Origin of the sequence: Enterococcus sp. AZ095b (assembly GCF_051714725.1) — a bacterium.
In the GTDB taxonomy this organism is placed as follows: Bacteria; Bacillota; Bacilli; order Lactobacillales; family Enterococcaceae; genus Enterococcus_B; species Enterococcus_B pernyi.
In genome coordinates this window covers 352,701-369,878 of sequence record NZ_JBIOSL010000001.1, presented here as the reverse complement: position 1 = coordinate 369,878, position 17,178 = coordinate 352,701, and the positions used below count along the sequence as shown (strand labels likewise).

The following is a 17,178-nucleotide window of genomic DNA, read 5'->3' as shown; positions in this document are numbered from 1 at the left end:
TAAATAACGAATTAAACTTATCAAAAACGAAGGTTTTTGATACAATATTTCCTATAAGTATTCACGCGTGTTTCCTTATGAAAATAAGCATACTTGGAGAAAGGGAAAAAATCAAAATCGTTCTTTTCATGGAGACCTGAAAAAACAAAAAAATCTATAACTACTTGGTACGAGCGAAAACGGTTAGAACCATTTCTTACGGTAGGGATCAATCTTTTTTTCTAATTGATGCCAATCTTGATCATCTGGCACTTCTTTTAACAGGACATACTCCGTTTCAATAACATAGTCTGATACATAGCGGGAATAATTGGTGACGATCAAGTCAACCTCATCCTGTTGTAAGTTTTCACTTGTTAGAGACTGTAATGGCAAAAATATGATGTGATGTTTTAATCCAAATTGTTGGATCACACGTGTTCGAATATACTGACAGAGAAAATGATCGCCCTCTAAAAGAAAGTAAATCGTCTTTGCTGGTGAATAAAGATCTAAAATTAATTCACTGTATACCGTCAAACTCACACAAATATCTTCTAAGTAGTTAGAAGAGCTAAAGGAAATAGGAGCCTGTTCCTCCAAAAACTGTCGATTCTTCAGATATATTTCATGATCAGAATGAATCACTGCTTCTTTAACATCTGTCATTTCTTTATTAAGCACAGGTGTAATCAAATGATTGATTTTTCTAGATAAAAAAAAAGCACGCATAAACGTGGTGATTGTTTGATCACTCAATTCCGGGAGTTCGTGCATTTGTAAGAACTTCTCAGTCAAATGGGCACTTTCATTTCCCAGATGAAAATGGTCATAAAATAATTGTTCCTGATCTTCACGATCTACTGTTCGTTCTACGATCATCATTAAATAGATCCAGGCAAATTCTTCTTTGGGGTATTCGATGCCGTACAACTCCTCAAAATCTTCTTTCAAAGAATAAAGTAACGAAAAATCAGCCCCTGTATCAGCTAACTTTATCAACTCTTCGGGTAAGTCTATGGTATATCCTAAACTAGCCCGTTCTAAAGCAATAAAATACGTATAGTAATGAGACTCTGGGGACATGCCAGAGCCAATCCTATAGTTACCGAGTTTTCCATTTAACTTTGTTAGAATCAGCTCGTGCAGAGCAGGATCGGGCAGGAGGGTATACTCTGTTTCGGTTCCTTCATAATAAAAGTCTTTGAAAAATTTGCGCAGACTGGCTTCATCTCCATGAATCGTTAATGGATTGGACACCCACTGCAATCCATAGCTTTTTAGTACTTCATTACTTTGGCTGAGCATCCGTCGAAACGCACTCTCTGAATAGTGATAATAATCCGCTAATTCATCGACTCGGTACAATTTGCCATAAAAAATATTGCCAATAATTTCAAATAAGCATTCATTTTCCAATAACTGTTGTTTTCTTTTTTGATAAATCGACGGTTTTGTTACTTCAAATAAAAAGCCACTGTTTCCAGAAGCCAATATGATACTCTCGCTAAAATAATCCCGCATATATTTTAGATCATTAGCAATCGTCCGCTCCGTCACTTGTATCTTCTCTGCCAGTTCACCGATTGTAAAGAAGCGATTACGCTCGATAATACTTAATAGTTTAAATAATCGACGCGTTACACGATTACTAATAAAAGCCAATTGTAGATCCCTCATAATTTCCTCCTAATTTTTATTTAACTACTTTCTTGTACTATTACATAAATAGCATACTTATTGAAAATGATAAACCTTATTTTCATCCTAAAAGCTAAAAAAATAAAAATCAAAATAGAAAAGTCCTTTGTGAGTGGATAATAGCGTACTTTCTATTGTCTTTCCGTATACCCTCTAAATATATGTATAGTATAATGATGACAAAGAAATAAGGGTCAAAAACATAAAAGTTTCTGTCCCTTATTTAATTGCTCATTTATTCGTCCTTCTTTGTAATCTCTCACTAAATCGATTTAGCTTTTTCATGTCACTACTTGAATGATTATTAGGAGTTCTAGAGGCCATACCCTGTTGGACTAAAAAATGCAGAAATACATGCGATAAACATATATTTTTATTATCAACCTTATACCATTTGTTTACTATTAATACACAAATCTTAGTAAATACTTTGAAATAAGCAAAAAACATTGAAAATCAATATTTTAAACAAATATGATTTTATATCATTAGCCTATACCCAAAAGTATAGTTTTAAAACCTTAATTTATGCTATTATTGTCCGTGTTGCATTTGAGAACCATGCTGTTTTATATGGTTCTAAAACATCTCTTTGCTATATCCGCAATCACTGGCAATTTTAGAACCATGCTGTTTTATATGGTTCTAAAACCTTAACAGCATTTGTCCTTCCGTCTGGTCACACAACTTGACGGAGTTTACCCTTCAGTGAGTGGTTTTACCCTCACTATTTCGTTGCCAAATCAACGATTGTTTTATTTCAGATACTTTTAACTTCTATTCCGTATCTTTTTCCTTTATTTACTAGTTGCTCTTTCAGTTGATAATAAGCCCACTCTCCATAATCTTTATCTGGTTCAGCAATACATATAACCTGAGCTTTATTGCGAATAGCAGTTTTAACGATTTTCGCAGAACATTGATTATTATAAGTTTTAACAAAATTACTCTCTCTGCTCTTTATTGCTTCCCATCGATCTTGATTTAATTTCCTTTTTCGACCATGACCGCCCTTAGAGAATATGCCTCGGCTTTGTTCTTTTGATTTTATTGCTTTAATTTTACTTTTGAAGTTCCTTATATATTGGCTATCACCAAAGGATATTACCGTTTGATTATTAACTAAGCATTCACCACTACATAAATCTACAAAGTTTACAATCAATTCAGTACCTTCATTGAATTCCAGTTCATTATAGCTTTTTTCAAAAGAAAATGTTAGATTAAAAATAATTTTCTACCGTCATAAATTAGATTGCTCTGATTTAATTTGTAATCACCTTTTGCAATGTATTGTAAAACTGAAGCAACATCTCTTGCTTTCCTTGGCTTACTACCCAAATTTACTTTAAACCTAAATCCTTTAGGCAAAGAAATATAAAACTTGTCTGCTTTATGTATTTTAATATCTCGCCCCCTGAACGGCAATAATCCATATTTGTTTTTATTTTTATATATTCTAGGTGTTCTTTGTCCAGATACGATCCCAATGAAATCATTGCCAAAGTCTTTACTAGCTTTCATATTTGCAGAATCAATAAAATCCGAATAATCAAAGTCCATTTTTTTAGCTACATCTCGTGTTCTCGTTTGACTCTTCAAACCTATTGCTTGCGTCAATATTTCTCTCGCTTCTTTATTTTTTTCATTTCTCAGTTTAGATAATTCAGCTTTCGCTTTATCAAGTTTCTTTTGATCTATCGGATCATTATATCCTAATTTTTCAATCCGATCTTGAATGCTTTTTTCTCTCTCCGCATAGCCTTGATCCATTTCTTTGATTGCATCTTTTAACAACTCTTCAAACATCAACTGTTTATATACCATATTCAATGCTTTTACGTATTCTCTACTATTTTTCCAAAAAAAATCATAAAAGGAATTTTTTTCTTCTTGCGATCCATCAATAGATACTTCTATTTTTTTTGTCATAGTTATTGTTGTCAATTTTAGCACCTCTTTATTTTCCATCTAGCATATAATTATTTGAAATTATTGAAATTTTTGTCAAATTAAAAATATATCAATCTATCCTGTAGTGTATCTACGCTTATTGTAAATCTGAATTTTAATTTTTTAGAAGTTAACGTTGACTTAAAGTACATCGAGTTACTCGAATAATAAAAAATTCCTCTCTTTACTAAAGGATTGCTTTTCTAGAATAAAACTAACCTTTAACTCTTTCAATTTATCTCTATCTGAGTTATAATTTAAGTAAATAAGGAGCTATGCTCTAACATAGCCCCTAGTGTAGTCCGTTCAAAGCGGATGGCATTTTTAACAAGTTTAGAGCCTGTCTACTCTGCCAAAAGTTGAGACGGCTCTATTTTTTTTGTTCTTTTTTGAACTTTAACCATGCCAAAACCGAATCACTAGCTTTCGCTATAGCAGTAATTACCACTGCTGCTGCTCCGATAATAGCAATGATTTGATCCAATGAGAACAAATCAGGCATTTCCTTTCTACAGAGTACGACCGATAAGCTAATAAGCCCATAGGCACCACGCTCCTTCAATTGGATTTGCCAAACCGCCACAAACTTTCTACGATGATATTATATCACACCTATCTAATTCCCTTTATTATAATTTTAATAATTTTACACCTTATCTCCACCTTTTCAATTATTTAAAAAGTGATATCACTTTTAGGTTTTAGTATAAAAAGTGACGTCACTTTTTGAGTGCTGGTACCTCAAATCCTGATTTTTCTTGCACGATCAATAGATCTAACGCAATACACATAATCCTAGATTCACTTTTTCCGTACTTCTGTTTGAGTTCCTGCAATTCTTTTTGTCTATTTTCATCTAGTGTGACGGGTAAGCGTTTGTTTCCTGTTGCAATCGGCACTTCTTCTCTCTCCTCTCATCGAAACAGTCCTATAAAAAATATAGTTATGATCATTTTGAATATTAACCTGACCACCGCCAATACGAATCGCCAAAAAACCAAACAAAATCCCAGTATTCCTAAAAATACTACCAAGTTTACATCCACAGCAGCACTATGAGACATAAGTATTTCGCCAACAAATAGCACTAATAGTAAGGGAATAATTTTTTTCATATAAATCTCCTTCTTTCTCTTAGGTTAGCGGGCTTGCCCGCTTATTTCGCACCACCTAAGCGGCGGGGGCGGTCGGAGCGATTGGTGCGAAATAAGAGCTTGTCCTGATTTTCTAATTGGAGAAACTCTTATTTCACACTTTTTCACTTTTCGGTATAAATATAAATACTAATTATTGTTTTTTTAACATAAACATTTGATAAGCAACTTTTTTTCTCTCTAACTCTACTAACATTTGTTCGGTCTCATCAAAATGAAATGTTTCATACAATTCTTTCCGCCTTTCAGAGTTATTGCCCTTTGAATTTGCTACTTCTTTTTTGTACTCATCAAGAAACGATTGAGGTTCCGTTAACATGTACCCATTTCCAAAAACCAAGGCTAATTCGGTCTCGGCTGTTAGAAATTGAGCAAAAAGCACATAATAATCAAAGTGATTATATTCTTTTTGATTTAGCTCCTCCATTCTTTCTTCCATGTTCTTACCACTTTCTACAAATGTTACATAGTCTTTTTCTGAATAGTATTCTTTCCTAAGAATCAAGCAATTAATATAATTTTTTACATACTCATTAGTCTCTAAAAATACTTTCATGATATAATGGTCGGTCTCAAAACGTAAAAGCGTACTGTTATTTTCCATTTTAGGTAGAAGTGTATAATAATTAACCTTAGCTTCAACTTTTAAAACACTCGTTTGCTTCTCGTTATATAGCTCTTGTTCCACACTATTTACAAAGTACCCTAACTCTTCCATACAGCTAAATGAACTTTTCACTCTTCTTGTTACCTCGTTTAAATGTTCCCTATTTGTCAAAAATTGACAAATGTCCTCCGTCGATAATTGATATACAACCTCACTCATCTTCATTCCCCTCCATTTCAAGTGTGTACAATGCGCCATATTCTTTGATTTTTTCAAATAAATCTAGCCATTCATTAGAAATTGTCTTAGCTTTTTTGGTCTCCGAATATTTGGCATAAGTAAGTTCTAACGCCTGATACTCGGAAGGAGTAATCGTACTCGGTTTAATACCTGAATCCAAGCACACCAATGCTTGAAACAACCATTTTGGATTTTGTTTCTTCAACTGTTCCAAAGTTCGGTAATACGTTTCAATCAAATTGATTGCTACACTAGATTCAATCATTTCCTCGACAGCTACTGATAGCTGTTTCTTGTAGTGTTTTTTTGGCACACGAGTCTCATTGTATAGAAAAGTCATATCCTCCATTTTTTGTGCCATTTTGTCCAAAGGTAATTTAGTAAATTCATCATAGTATTTTTGAACCATGTTTTATTCCTCCAAGTCATTTTCGATTAAAATATAGTCGCCACGTACTAATGAATATTTTCTTCCACATGTCTTACACTGATAGCGATATACAGATTTTATAGAATCCGCTTTTTCTCCACAGTCACATGCAATCTGATGTGGTACACTTTTATACCTTATATTTGGTATTGGATACAACACACTAAAAGGTACACCCCAATAATCATATTTTTCTCTCACAGTTGACCCTGCCTCCTCTTAGGGAAAGGTTTTGAACCTTCCGCCGTTTCTTTCTTTATTGATTTGTTGGCCAGAATGAATCAACTAAAACAGCAAAGGACAAGGGCGCGTAGCGTGCATTTTACTCTTGTCCTTTGCTGTTTTTGGTGATAAAAGGCAACTTGTTGCCGGTCTGGCAAATCAATAAAGAAACAGCGGACTGGATCAAATCTTTCTACCAGAGGACACCTTTACGATCCGTCTTGCGTAGCAAGACCCCATTTTCTTTATGAACGCTTTGCGTTCGCTTTTTCTCGAACGGCGGTGGCGGTTGGAGTGAGAGAAGGGTTTTACAATTGAGAAGGCGTTTACGCCTTCCTAACAAGGCTGTTTCATTTTTATGTATAAAAAAAGCTACCATTCCATAAAGAAATAGTAGCTTGTCTTTTATCTAAGTTAGATTCCCATACTCTTTGTATAATGATCTGGATTCAATAAATCCATTGTTTCGATTACTAGTTGTTTTCTTTTATTGAAATGGCCAGTTACAGCGATATTGTATTTATTATCTTCCATAATCAATAACCTATCTGCAATATCGATATTTGCGACAACACAATTAATCGGTCCATTTGTTGTTTGTAACGTAAATCTTAACAGTAAAGGTTGTGTTTGAATTACTCTAATTTTATCAAGTAAACCAATATATTTTGTCATTACGCTCACCTCGTAAAGAGTATAGCAAAATCCTCTAAAATTAGAAATTTTAAGTGTGCTATAATGTTATTGCTGTCTGCTACCCCGGCCCATTCTGGCAAGGGGAGGAGGTTATAGATTTGAAATTTCTTTTTGATTTTGCTTTTGCAATCATGGCAGAGGTAGCCGCACACTACATCTGCCAATGGCTTGATTGCAAATTTGCCAACAAAGACAGTAAGCCTACCCGTTAATTCTTATAAAGAAACGTAAAAGAAAACCACTAGCCCGCCAGCTAGTGGTTTTTGGTTATAGATTGAAAATTCTTTTTGTTGTCTAAATTATAGCATAAACCGTATCAAATGCAACCTGTAGAATAAACTACTTAAAATGGTAACTCGTCATCGCTGATATCAATCAACCGACTATCAAAAGGATCATTTACTTGATTAGTACCATCCTGTTTCTCAAAGTGAGTCGTTCTTGAACTATCTTGCTCTGGATTATACTTGGCACGATTTTCGGTGGCTGTTTTACTTTCTAACAACTGAAAATTATCGGCCACAACTTCAGTCACGTAGACACGCTGTCCTTGCTGGTTGTCATAAGTCCGCGTTTGAATCCGTCCAACGACGCCGATTAAACTACCCTTTTTAGCTAATGTAGCCATCGTTTCCGCTGGTTTACGCCAAATAACACAATTGATAAAATCAGCTTCTCGATTGCCACTTTGATTGGTAAAATTACGGTTAACGGCTAAAGTAAAAGTAGCCACTGCTGTACCACTTGCTGTATACCGTAAGTCGGGATCTTTGGTTAACCGTCCTACTAAAGTTACATTATTGATCATTTTTATCTCTCCCTTTCTTGATTCATTTGTTGGTGTCTTTGATAAGCTAGTTTTCGCTCTTTTTCTTCGACATGAATCACTTTTTCCATCAAAATACTGATCAAATCCATTGTCTCATCGTACGTGATTGACGCAGCATAAGGATTGCTTTTTTGATATTTCTTCCAGGTATCCTTTAGCTCGTGACTATTTTTCAGTACATCCATATCCTTTTCATAGTAAATCTTTAACGGATCAGTTTTTCCTCGACGTGTAAATGTATTTCTCACACTATCTTTCAAGGTCTTCTCATCGATTTTCTCCATTTTAGGAATAGTATAGAGATCATAAAAATCTTTTCCTCTCGAATTATCTGTTAAAAAATCAAAGGTTGCACTTAATTTTTCAGCAATAATTTGTTCTGTAGGATAGGATTCCAAAGGAATCGTTCGATCCTCAAACATCAATTTATGACTGTGAGTGATCGTTGCAGGATAGATCGAGTCACCTGTCGTCACGTCTACCTTAAAATCTGGCCGCATGTTTTCCAAATGTGCCAGTACACGTAAGCTAAACCCTGGATAATAATCAGCTTCCCTCGTTTCTTTCATTCCTTGAATCTCAAATTGAATGCCTTCTTTCGTCGGCGTTGAAAAAATATCGTTTAGAACCGTTGTCAATGTTTCTTTGGTTACTTTCATTTCTCGTAAAGTCGTATCAATGTCTTTAGTTGTTCGATTTTCAATGCCATACTTTGAGCCAATTAAGAAGCCGCCTTTTAACACAAAATTTTCACGATAAGGAGACTCTGAGATTTTTTCCAAGAATTTTTCCATCATAAAATGTCTTAAAACAAGCTGCGGATCAACTTCTTTTTCTCTGGAAATATTCTTCACTTTTGCTTTTAATTGCGTAGGTGTCATGTGTCTTCTCCTTTAATTTAAAGCCATAATATAAGAGCGCATCGTTTTGTCTGTAGGCAAAATTCGTCGATACTCATTCAATTTTCTAAGATTTTTTCTGTCCGACTCCATGTAGTTTTTGATTGCTTTTACTTTGATTTCATCCTCAACGTTATACCAGGGATTCCAAATGTCACATAAGGTTCGTTCTGGATCATAAGCTATAACAGGATTCCCATAGCGACTCTTTATTTCGATCTTACCTAATTCATACCATTCCGCTTTTGAATAGTGTAACTCAACTGCGAATTCCTTCAACCCCTTTTCAGAAACGTGATAACCGTAAGGTACGGTTAGATCGATCTGTCTAGGGATCATATCCGTTAAATCATATAAATCCAACGCGGTGATATGCGAAATAATGCCGCGCTCATATTTCTTTTGTGCCATAAACAATTCATCAGGAAATTGACCAGGTAAGGTGAAAAAACCTGGATACTCACGATCCAGCTCTCCACGATCTACCATACGTTTGATCGTTACAGGAGAAATGCCCGCTTTTTTGGCATCCTTCAAAGCCAAAGTTCCGTTAAATTCTTCTAGCAGCTTGTAAACCATTGCTTTTGTCATTTTCTCCCTCCTTTGTATACGTACAAACTTATAATTGTAGTATATCATAAGTTTATACGTATACAATAGTAAGGAATATTTTATCGATCTAATTCAATTTCTTTTTGAATCCGCTGCTGGTTCTTTAATTGCTGCAGTCTTCGTTTGTTGGCACGTAATTTCTCTTGTTCTGAACGAATTTTTGCTTTTTGATTTTCGATTTCTTGTTGTTTGTGTGTTGTATTTCGCATAAGATAACCCCTCCATTATTTTGTAGTGCGTCGTGTTCTTTTCTTATAGTTCGTTTTTTTCTTTTCAGAAAACTCAAACCCTGTGGTGAAATCTTCTTTTAAAACGATCGTTGCTTCAAACGAACCCTTTTGTCCTTTTAATCCTTTCACTGGTTGGCTTGTTCGGCCTTTTTGAATGATCTCCTTCAGCTGTGTCGCTGTGAGTTTCTTCTTGGCAATCGTTGTCCATAATTTAAAATCACAGGCTTCAGACGTACAAGCTGCCACCTTTTGATAGAGTAAGACTTCTTGTTCCTGGCATTTTGGACAAGTTCCTAAATGACGCGCAGCTTCTTGCTTTTCACTGGCTGCTTTCACCTCTTGTAACGTTGCTCCAAAATCAGTGGCTTGGATTTGCCCTGGGACGACTTCCAACAAGTGAGAGACAAATTTTTGGATATTAGCTAGAAAAGTACCTTGTGTCCCTTTTTGCTCGCCAATCTTTAATAGGTAACTTTCCCATTTAGCGGTCATTTCGGCGCTCGTAAGCAGCGGCTCTTTTTCCACGGCTTGGCAAAGCAAAATCCCTTTATTCGTAACCACGAGCTTATTTTTCTCTACCTTGATATATTCCTTTTGTTTCAAGGTTTCAATAATATTCGCCCGTGTCGCTTCTGTACCGATTCCTTCCACTTCTTTCAATATGGATTGCGCTTCTTCACTATCAACGGTTTTCCCAGCTGTTTTCATCGCCGTGATCAACGTACCTTCGGTATAAGGTTGTGGTGGCTTCGTTTCTTTTTCAAGGACTTGTAGATCTATCGTCACCATTTCTCCTTTTGTCACCTTAGGAAGTAGCGGCTCTTCTTCCTTCTCTTTTCCGTCGCTCTCTTTGCCAAATAACTTCTTCCAACCTAGATCTATCGGTACTTTTCCGATTGCCTTTAACTGAAGCTGCTGAACTTGCGTCAAGATCGTTGTTTCTTCATAGGTATATTTTTCCGCAAACATGGCTACCGTTGTTTTTAACACTTGTTCATAAATGGCCTGCTGCAGTGGACTTAGTTGTTCAAAAGCCGCTGCTGTCATAACCGTTTTTGTAGGAATGATCGCGTAATGTTCCTGGACTTTCTTATTGTTCACGTACCGACTATTCGGTGTATGAATAGGAGTCGGAATTTCTTCAGCCCTCAAAAATTGCTTGTATTCGTCTAAGTGATCCAGCAGATACGCATATTCACCTTCCGTAATATAAGGGGTATCCGTTCGTGGATAGCTTAGATATTTCCCTTCATACAATCCTTGCATAGCTTCCAAAGTGTCTTTGGCACTAGCTTTCATGAGCTGATTCATTTTAGACTGAAGGCTAGATAGAGAAAAAAGACGCGGACTTGCCGCGCTTTTTTTCTCGGTTTCAACTTGGCGAATCATGCCTGGCTGTTTTCCCAATTGAACACCTTTTTCTTTTAAATAGGCTTCAAATGCTTCTTGCGTCGCTTGGGTTTCATTCGGATCGAGCTTCGCATCAAATGTGCCACTTTGAGTGATTACTTGGGCTTTTCCTTCAAAATATGGTTCTTTTTGGAAGTTTCTAATCTTTTCCTGCAACTGATAAATCATGTAAAGCGTTGGGGTTTGGACTCTACCTAAGGAAAAACTTCCTGGTATGCCTTTTTGCTGCAAGAGTAAACTATACAGCGGGCTGCCATTCATACCGATTAACCAATCGGCGATCTGACGTGCTTGTGCTTCTTCAAATTTGGGATAGGTCTCTTTTGCGTCTCGTAATTGCTGGAATCCCTGATAAATGGCTTCTTTTTCTAAGGAGTTGATCCAAAGTCTTTTAAATATCTTTCCATGATCGGCGCCTGCTTGTTGAATGATCGTCCAAGCGATCAGTTCCCCTTCACGATCGCTATCTGTCGCAATAATAATGGTGTCGGCCGATTGAAGTTGCTGCTTCACCATGTTGAATTGCTTTTTCTTATCTTTAGGAACATGATAGTGATAATGTGTAGGGAAAATAGGCAAATGCTCTAATGACCATTGTTTCCAATTTTCATCGTACATATCGGGCGAATCTAACTCGACTAAATGACCAAAACCATACGTGATCACAGTTTCACCAGGAAACAATCGATCTTGGATCTCAAAATACCCGTCTTTTCGGGTAGCTTTAGAGAAGCTATCGGCATAAGCTTTTGCTTGTGACGGCTTTTCTGCTAAAATGACGGTTTTCATAATGACGGTTTCACTCCCTTTCGTGTTGTCTGCCTTGTTGAAACAACATGGCACGTTTTTGCTTTCTGATTTCTTGTTGCTGGATCTCATGCTTCAATTGATCGTTCCAATCCTTTTTCACTTCAGGTACAAATTCATGTTCATGATTTTTATAGCCTTTGTAGTATTGTTCTGCTTTATAAGAGAAAAGAATCTGCGCATTAATATCCCCTTTTTCTTGATAAAAACGATCAAAATCGTACGTACCATCCACGCGTTCACAAGCTTTTAATTCTTTTGCGACTTCTCTACAAATATCTTTCAAATTAATGGATCCTATTGAATCGTTAACAGAAAGCTGCTGGCCAAAAGACGCATTGACTTTGTGAGCGGAAACCAGTTGGTTCGTTAATTGCAGATTGTTTTCTGTCTTGTGTATGGCCATAATAGCTTCTGGTGTGACCTTTTCTTCTTTTGCGACTTCTTCATAAATGATTTTGTATTCTTTTGGCACTTGCCAATCATTAGCGATTCCTCGTTCACAACGTACTTTCTGATTCGTAAATGGATCGACTGCGCCCATTAATTGTTCCTTTTCGTAGAAAATATGTCCTGCACGATCATTATCCACACAAATCTCAATCGATTGAGGAAAGGCTTGTTTCTTTCTCAATTCAGATACTGCCTCACCAAAATAATGACTGATCACATGGTGTTTTAACCCTTCCATAGAGACTAACCACGTATCGTTTAACTGATCACGATTCAGTGCAGCGTAGCTAAGTAAATCAATACTACTCTCAAAAAATTTTAACTGCTTAGGGTCACCGATCTTTAGGTTAAAGCCATGATTCGCTGTCGAATTTTTATCTATATGCTTATACGTGCCTCTCTCACCAAAACGTTCATAATCAATAAACGTTCCTTGATAACTCGCCCCCACAGTCTCTTTTGTCTGTGGATCTTTCCATAAAAAGGCAACCGCATGATCTAAACGATTGTCTCGAACTAAAAAATTTTGCCGTTCATGTTTTGGCTTTAGTTCAGTAATCAATCCTTCTTTTTCTGCATAATCAATCAACCACTCTGGCAATTTTCGTTCTTCCTTCAGATAATTCCTTCCTTTTTCTGTAAGTGGTTGATAATCAACGGGGTGATCTTTGTACTTTTCTGTCTCAAAATGAAGATTTTCTACTCGTTCTGTTTTGGCTTCATTCTTTAGAATAAAATCAGTGGCTGCTTTAAATTGTTGCTTAGGGTCTTGGATCTCTTTGTCTATAAAAAAAAGTTTAGCTAATTCAATAATGTCGCCACTAATATTTTGACTATTCCAATAAAAACGTTGTTTTCTTCGATCGAAAACAAACGAATCATGGTCTTCTAAGCGATAGTCACGTCCTTTATTGACTACAGCCATTCCATTGTTTCGTGCAAAATCCACAATATCCATTTGCTTGCATCGATCAATGAGACTCATTTTTTTCTCTGTCATTTTCAAACCTCCCAAAAGAAAAAAGACTATCCATTTTTCAGATAGTCTTTCTTACTTGTTTTATACGCGTTCTTTTTGTGACAATTGTTGTTCATAATAGATTTCATTTTTTCGTTTGGCCACTTCTGACACTGTCTCAAGTGAAAATCGGAATGGATTTCCTAGCGCAAATTCTTCTGAAGGTAACGCCGTTTGGATCTCTTTTCCATAACTTTTTCCTTTTAGAATCACTTGATTATGCTGCGGATCTTCAATAAACGCCGCATCCTTCAAATGTAACGTTCGACCCGTATCTTCCTCCATTACTTTCCCGTCTTTCTTGTCGATCCAAAGTGAGCCAACAGGAACAATATTCTTTTGTTCTGCCGTTTCCACAGTATTTTTATGCTCTTGCTTCACTTCTGCTGGTTGGATCTCTGGTTCTCTTTCTCTGTATTGATTGATTTCATTAGAAATGGTTTGAATGAATTCATTTGCGACACGGCTGACATCATTCATGATTTTCCCACGTTCCGCAGCTTCCTTATCATCCAACGTCTGACCATTCTTCGTCCATGCTGCAATATAAGGAATAGCTTTCTCCGACGTGTCCATTCCAAAATGTTTGCACACAATATAAGAAGTCATTTCTGCCTGCAATTCTTTAGTTGCGGTATCTAATTCTGAAAATTTGTGCATTCTTGCATGAGCTAATTCATGAATACTTGTAGCTAAATGCTGCGTAGGAGTATTTCGAGTATTCATGACGATTTCTTCTTCGCCAGTAAATTCGTTACGAACGTACGCCCCACGTGCTTGTCCTAATTCTCTTTGATAGACTTCACTTTCTGTCATATCTCGAATTTGAATTCCAATATTTTTGGCTACCGCTTGAATCCCAACTTGAAGTTCTGTCTGCCCTGTTTGATCCAATTGAAAATCAAAGACGCGGTTCGGGAAGATTTTCGGATAGTCTTCAGGCTTCAATTGTGTTTGTGTGATATCAAACACTTTTTCAATCGTGTAGTAAGGTTTTTTGATCACTTCGATTTGACCACTTTCGATTCGTTTTTTATCTTCTGGTGTAGCCTCTGTTTCTCGAACAAAGCCACGTCCTTTCTCATAAAATCCTTTGACCGTTTTTCTGACAAAGATCTTGTTCCCTTGTTCCCCTTTTTTGATATAGATTCCTTCTTTTTTCAACGCAGCACGACCTAAACAAGCCATTGCTCCTGGAAATTGTTCCTCGATCAATAACTGATTTCTAAAAGATCGTTCTGGAAAACGCGACATAAAGTTCAAGAGTTCTTTGACGTCTTCAGGAGAATGGGTATATTTTTTCACCGCATCCAGTGCCTGTTGGGAAAGCAATTTGACTTCTTGCTTAATCTCTTCTGTTGACCGTTTTTGATAACTTGGTTTCTTTGTCTCTATCTTTTTATCGTGGCTACCTATTTCATTTTTTATTACTTTTTCGGTATTCTTTTCTAATGTTAACCACTCAAAACTCTTGAAGCAAATGTATAACATTGGTATACAGGATAAACGAATATTAGCGATAATATACAGAATGTTAAAAGCGCCTATTAAAGGGGAGGGTATACCTGCGAAGGGCACACCACAAGGAGGTATTCTATCACCACTATTATCCAACATTGTTTTGAATGACTTAGATTGGTGGATAGCTAACCAATGGGAAGAAATGAAAACAAGACACACCTATGCACAAAAAGGCGGAAAAGTACAAGCTCTAAAAAGGACTTCTAAATTGAAACAAATGTATATCGTAAGATATGCAGTCGATTTCAAAGTCTTCACCAACTCCCACAAATCAGCAATTCGTATCTACCACGCAGTCAGAGGTTATCTCAAAGACAGATTGAACCTTGATATATCACCCGAAAAATCTACGATTACTAATCTGAGAAGAAATAAGTCGGAGTTTTTAGGATTCTCTCTTAAAGCAGTTAAAAAGAGAAGTAGATATGTTGCCAACACATCTGTATCCTACAAAAAGAAAAAGACAATCCAGGAAAAGTTAAGACAACATATTATCAATATACAAAAATCTCCGACTTACGAAAGTATTGTTAAATACAACTCATACATCTTAGGGATACAAAATTATTACCGAATTGCAACTCATGTAAATACAGACTTCAGAGAAATTGCCTATCGTCTTAATAAGACTATATTCAATCGTCTAAAAACTACTGGCAAGCGGGGTGTCCCCAGAAACCAGAGTATCACCTACAAGAAATACTTCAAAAATAACTATCGTACATTCGAGATTCAAAAAGTAAACCTCTACCCTATTGCTGACATAAAAACTCAAAATGCCCTGAACTTTACTCAAGAGAAATGCAACTATACTGCCAAAGGCAGGAAATTATTAGAACATGAATATCTTGATAATATGATTAATAAGGAAATCAATGCCCTGATGTATTCCACCACTGAATACAATAGCATGGAATACATGGATAATCGCATCTCCAAATACTCCATGCAAAAGGGGTGTTGCGCTATCACAGGTGAATTTCTCCTTGCAGAAAGGGTTCATTGTCATCACGTTCTTCCGAGAAACCTTGGTGGAACGGATGAATATAAAAACTTAGTAATAGTGTCCAAAGAAGTGCATAGATTAATTCATGCAACAACTAACATGACGATTAAATGGTATGTGGATAATCTTCAACTGGATGGAAAACAATTGAAGAAGATAAATACATATCGTAAGAAATGTAATTTAGAAGCGATTAAAGAATAGTTATTTGATGGAACGCCATGTGAGGGGAAACTCTCATGCATGGTGTGGTGTGGGGGAAAAGTTGGAGATAACTACAAAGACTTACCTATCACAATTGTTGATTTGTGGCTTTATCCCTAGAAAGGAATAAGCTTGTCTGTTTACGAAGCTCTAATGTTTGCGTTAGCATTCGCTACATTAGTTCTGACGATCAGCAATAACAAAGACAAAAAAAAATAACCGTCCGCTTTAGCCGGTAGACGATTATTTTTCTTTGAAATATATTTAAATCGGTCACCGTCTTAAACGGTGCTGCTAAGGGGAGTTGTTAGCGCAACTCCTCTTTACATACTGATTATACCATGATACTGCTAAAAAAACTACATAAATGCCAAAACCGGAAAGCTTGCTTTCCTTTTTTTGTTGCCCCGTAAACGGTGGTGGTGGTCGGAGTGTCGGGGCAACAAAAAAACTTATCCTTTAAATTAGTTTAACGCTCATTTATAAAATCATTTTCTTCTAACATTTTTTTCAATACTCCATTGAACTCTTTACTCGATACAATATGAAGACGATCAAAAGCAGAAGCATCGATTGATTTCAGCTCTTCGTCTTGTTTCTTGAGCATAAAATATTCTTTAAACATATCTAAGGAGTTATAAATTATATTGCTTGGTGTGACATAAATCAATTGGGCATTTCTTTTTTGTGTAAGCAACCGAAGATACTTTGGAAAAATTGCTTTCGTATATCGATTCTGTGATTTAAGTGTTAGCTCAATTTCAAAATGCCAGTTACTAACTTCTGCCATCTGGTTTTCGAATCGTAAAACATAATCTGAAACATGAAACAGTGTTCCTTTTTTTGCTTTAGACATATCCTTCTTCTCATACATCTGCCTACGTTCCGATTGAGCCAGTATAAACGTTGACTTTTTCTTTGCCAAGTCCATGGATTCAATGAGATAGTTAGTAACTTCAATATGGTGGTTCAAATTGTATTCAGGTACTTTGGGAAAACTATAAATTCCACCTATCGAGTTATGACCCTTTTTTGTCAGAAAAAAGTAACGTAAATACCCCAAGTATTCCCCATAAAGTATAAGCTAGAATTCCAGCTATGCTTCCGTTTCGTAATAATTTGATCATAATCCTCTCGTTTCACGGTATTATTTTCTCATATAATCTTTGTAATAATTAATGAACTGTAAATATTATCAACTTTATAT

At 36.1% G+C, this 17,178-nt stretch carries 18 protein-coding genes and 1 pseudogene; 1 reads left to right on the top strand and 18 read right to left on the bottom strand.

Annotated elements, in window-relative coordinates; genetic code table 11:
* Nucleotides 1-183: 183 nt before the first annotated feature.
* The 17 genes and pseudogenes from IGJ99_RS01775 to IGJ99_RS01695 all read right to left on the bottom strand — a co-directional run.
* The gene (locus IGJ99_RS01775) at nucleotides 184-1,659 is read right to left on the bottom strand and encodes a helix-turn-helix domain-containing protein (protein ID WP_438770507.1); all 1,476 of its coding nucleotides are present in this window, start codon (nucleotides 1,657-1,659) and stop codon (nucleotides 184-186) included.
* A 781-nt stretch (nucleotides 1,660-2,440) separates the two neighbouring features.
* Nucleotides 2,441-2,845, bottom strand: coding sequence for a hypothetical protein (locus IGJ99_RS01770; protein WP_192924804.1), 405 nt, complete (start codon nucleotides 2,843-2,845; stop codon nucleotides 2,441-2,443).
* A 53-nt stretch (nucleotides 2,846-2,898) separates the two neighbouring features.
* Entirely contained in the window at nucleotides 2,899-3,651 is a 753-nt protein-coding gene (locus tag IGJ99_RS01765; protein ID WP_438770504.1) for a hypothetical protein, read from the bottom strand.
* Between the two features lie 352 nt (nucleotides 3,652-4,003).
* Entirely contained in the window at nucleotides 4,004-4,216 is a 213-nt protein-coding gene (locus tag IGJ99_RS01760) for a hypothetical protein (protein ID WP_438713255.1), read from the bottom strand.
* A 136-nt stretch (nucleotides 4,217-4,352) separates the two neighbouring features.
* Nucleotides 4,353-4,532 carry a hypothetical protein gene (locus IGJ99_RS01755; RefSeq protein ID WP_438770502.1) on the bottom strand — a complete coding sequence of 60 codons (180 nt, stop codon included), beginning with the start codon at nucleotides 4,530-4,532 and terminating at the stop codon, nucleotides 4,353-4,355.
* Between the two features lie 15 nt (nucleotides 4,533-4,547).
* A complete protein-coding gene (locus IGJ99_RS01750) occupies nucleotides 4,548-4,748 on the bottom strand; it encodes a hypothetical protein (protein WP_086335635.1) in 201 nt (66 codons plus the stop codon).
* A gap of 172 nt (nucleotides 4,749-4,920) precedes the next feature.
* Nucleotides 4,921-5,613 carry a hypothetical protein gene (locus IGJ99_RS01745; RefSeq protein WP_438770501.1) on the bottom strand — a complete coding sequence of 231 codons (693 nt, stop codon included), beginning with the start codon at nucleotides 5,611-5,613 and terminating at the stop codon, nucleotides 4,921-4,923.
* Entirely contained in the window at nucleotides 5,606-6,043 is a 438-nt protein-coding gene (locus IGJ99_RS01740) for a hypothetical protein (RefSeq protein WP_349521196.1), read from the bottom strand. The genes IGJ99_RS01745 and IGJ99_RS01740 overlap by 8 nt, the downstream gene beginning before the upstream one ends.
* A gap of 3 nt (nucleotides 6,044-6,046) precedes the next feature.
* A complete protein-coding gene (locus tag IGJ99_RS01735) occupies nucleotides 6,047-6,265 on the bottom strand; it encodes a DNA helicase UvrA (RefSeq protein WP_071867389.1) in 219 nt (72 codons plus the stop codon).
* Nucleotides 6,266-6,700: 435 nt separating this feature from the next.
* Nucleotides 6,701-6,961: a hypothetical protein gene (locus IGJ99_RS01730; protein ID WP_349521194.1), complete on the bottom strand. Its 261-nt coding sequence runs from the start codon at nucleotides 6,959-6,961 to the stop codon at nucleotides 6,701-6,703.
* 364 nt (nucleotides 6,962-7,325) lie between these two features.
* Complete coding sequence (ssb, locus tag IGJ99_RS01725) at nucleotides 7,326-7,790, bottom strand: single-stranded DNA-binding protein (protein WP_349521192.1); 465 nt, start codon at nucleotides 7,788-7,790, stop codon at nucleotides 7,326-7,328.
* 2 nt (nucleotides 7,791-7,792) lie between these two features.
* Nucleotides 7,793-8,692 carry a nucleotidyl transferase AbiEii/AbiGii toxin family protein gene (locus IGJ99_RS01720; RefSeq protein WP_438770499.1) on the bottom strand — a complete coding sequence of 300 codons (900 nt, stop codon included), beginning with the start codon at nucleotides 8,690-8,692 and terminating at the stop codon, nucleotides 7,793-7,795.
* A 12-nt stretch (nucleotides 8,693-8,704) separates the two neighbouring features.
* Entirely contained in the window at nucleotides 8,705-9,301 is a 597-nt protein-coding gene (locus tag IGJ99_RS01715) for a type IV toxin-antitoxin system AbiEi family antitoxin domain-containing protein (protein ID WP_002293530.1), read from the bottom strand.
* 80 nt (nucleotides 9,302-9,381) lie between these two features.
* Complete coding sequence (locus tag IGJ99_RS01710; protein WP_164885436.1) at nucleotides 9,382-9,531, bottom strand: hypothetical protein; 150 nt, start codon at nucleotides 9,529-9,531, stop codon at nucleotides 9,382-9,384.
* A 15-nt stretch (nucleotides 9,532-9,546) separates the two neighbouring features.
* A complete protein-coding gene (gene topB, locus IGJ99_RS01705) occupies nucleotides 9,547-11,751 on the bottom strand; it encodes a DNA topoisomerase III (protein WP_438770497.1) in 2,205 nt (734 codons plus the stop codon).
* 10 nt (nucleotides 11,752-11,761) lie between these two features.
* On the bottom strand, nucleotides 11,762-13,222 hold the full coding sequence (locus IGJ99_RS01700; protein WP_438770495.1) for a toprim domain-containing protein: 1,461 nt from the start codon (nucleotides 13,220-13,222) through the stop codon (nucleotides 11,762-11,764).
* Nucleotides 13,223-13,282: 60 nt separating this feature from the next.
* A pseudogene (locus tag IGJ99_RS01695) lies at nucleotides 13,283-14,689 on the bottom strand (ImmA/IrrE family metallo-endopeptidase); the annotation flags it as partial.
* A gap of 31 nt (nucleotides 14,690-14,720) precedes the next feature.
* Here IGJ99_RS01695 and IGJ99_RS01690 point away from each other — a divergent pair.
* Nucleotides 14,721-15,971 carry a reverse transcriptase domain-containing protein gene (locus tag IGJ99_RS01690; protein ID WP_438770493.1) on the top strand — a complete coding sequence of 417 codons (1,251 nt, stop codon included), beginning with the start codon at nucleotides 14,721-14,723 and terminating at the stop codon, nucleotides 15,969-15,971.
* 469 nt (nucleotides 15,972-16,440) lie between these two features.
* On the opposite strand, the gene IGJ99_RS01685 is transcribed toward IGJ99_RS01690, so the two are convergent.
* Entirely contained in the window at nucleotides 16,441-16,827 is a 387-nt protein-coding gene (locus IGJ99_RS01685) for a hypothetical protein (RefSeq protein ID WP_224434458.1), read from the bottom strand.
* Nucleotides 16,828-17,178: the final 351 nt, after the last annotated feature.

Coding starts and splice junctions, on each gene's coding strand:
- IGJ99_RS01745 (WP_438770501.1), bottom strand. CDS start 5,613: ATGAGTGAGGTTGTATATCAATTATCGACGGAGGACATTTGTCAATTT.
- IGJ99_RS01740 (WP_349521196.1), bottom strand. CDS start 6,043: ATGGTTCAAAAATACTATGATGAATTTACTAAATTACCTTTGGACAAA.
- IGJ99_RS01685 (WP_224434458.1), bottom strand. CDS start 16,827: ATGTCTAAAGCAAAAAAAGGAACACTGTTTCATGTTTCAGATTATGTT.
- IGJ99_RS01775 (WP_438770507.1), bottom strand. CDS start 1,659: ATGAGGGATCTACAATTGGCTTTTATTAGTAATCGTGTAACGCGTCGA.
- IGJ99_RS01715 (WP_002293530.1), bottom strand. CDS start 9,301: ATGACAAAAGCAATGGTTTACAAGCTGCTAGAAGAATTTAACGGAACT.
- topB (WP_438770497.1), bottom strand. CDS start 11,751: ATGAAAACCGTCATTTTAGCAGAAAAGCCGTCACAAGCAAAAGCTTAT.
- IGJ99_RS01690 (WP_438770493.1), top strand. CDS start 14,721: ATGTATAACATTGGTATACAGGATAAACGAATATTAGCGATAATATAC.
- IGJ99_RS01710 (WP_164885436.1), bottom strand. CDS start 9,531: ATGCGAAATACAACACACAAACAACAAGAAATCGAAAATCAAAAAGCA.
- IGJ99_RS01720 (WP_438770499.1), bottom strand. CDS start 8,692: ATGACACCTACGCAATTAAAAGCAAAAGTGAAGAATATTTCCAGAGAA.
- ssb (WP_349521192.1), bottom strand. CDS start 7,790: ATGATCAATAATGTAACTTTAGTAGGACGGTTAACCAAAGATCCCGAC.
- IGJ99_RS01750 (WP_086335635.1), bottom strand. CDS start 4,748: ATGAAAAAAATTATTCCCTTACTATTAGTGCTATTTGTTGGCGAAATA.
- IGJ99_RS01765 (WP_438770504.1), bottom strand. CDS start 3,651: ATGGAAAATAAAGAGGTGCTAAAATTGACAACAATAACTATGACAAAA.
- IGJ99_RS01730 (WP_349521194.1), bottom strand. CDS start 6,961: ATGACAAAATATATTGGTTTACTTGATAAAATTAGAGTAATTCAAACA.
- IGJ99_RS01700 (WP_438770495.1), bottom strand. CDS start 13,222: ATGACAGAGAAAAAAATGAGTCTCATTGATCGATGCAAGCAAATGGAT.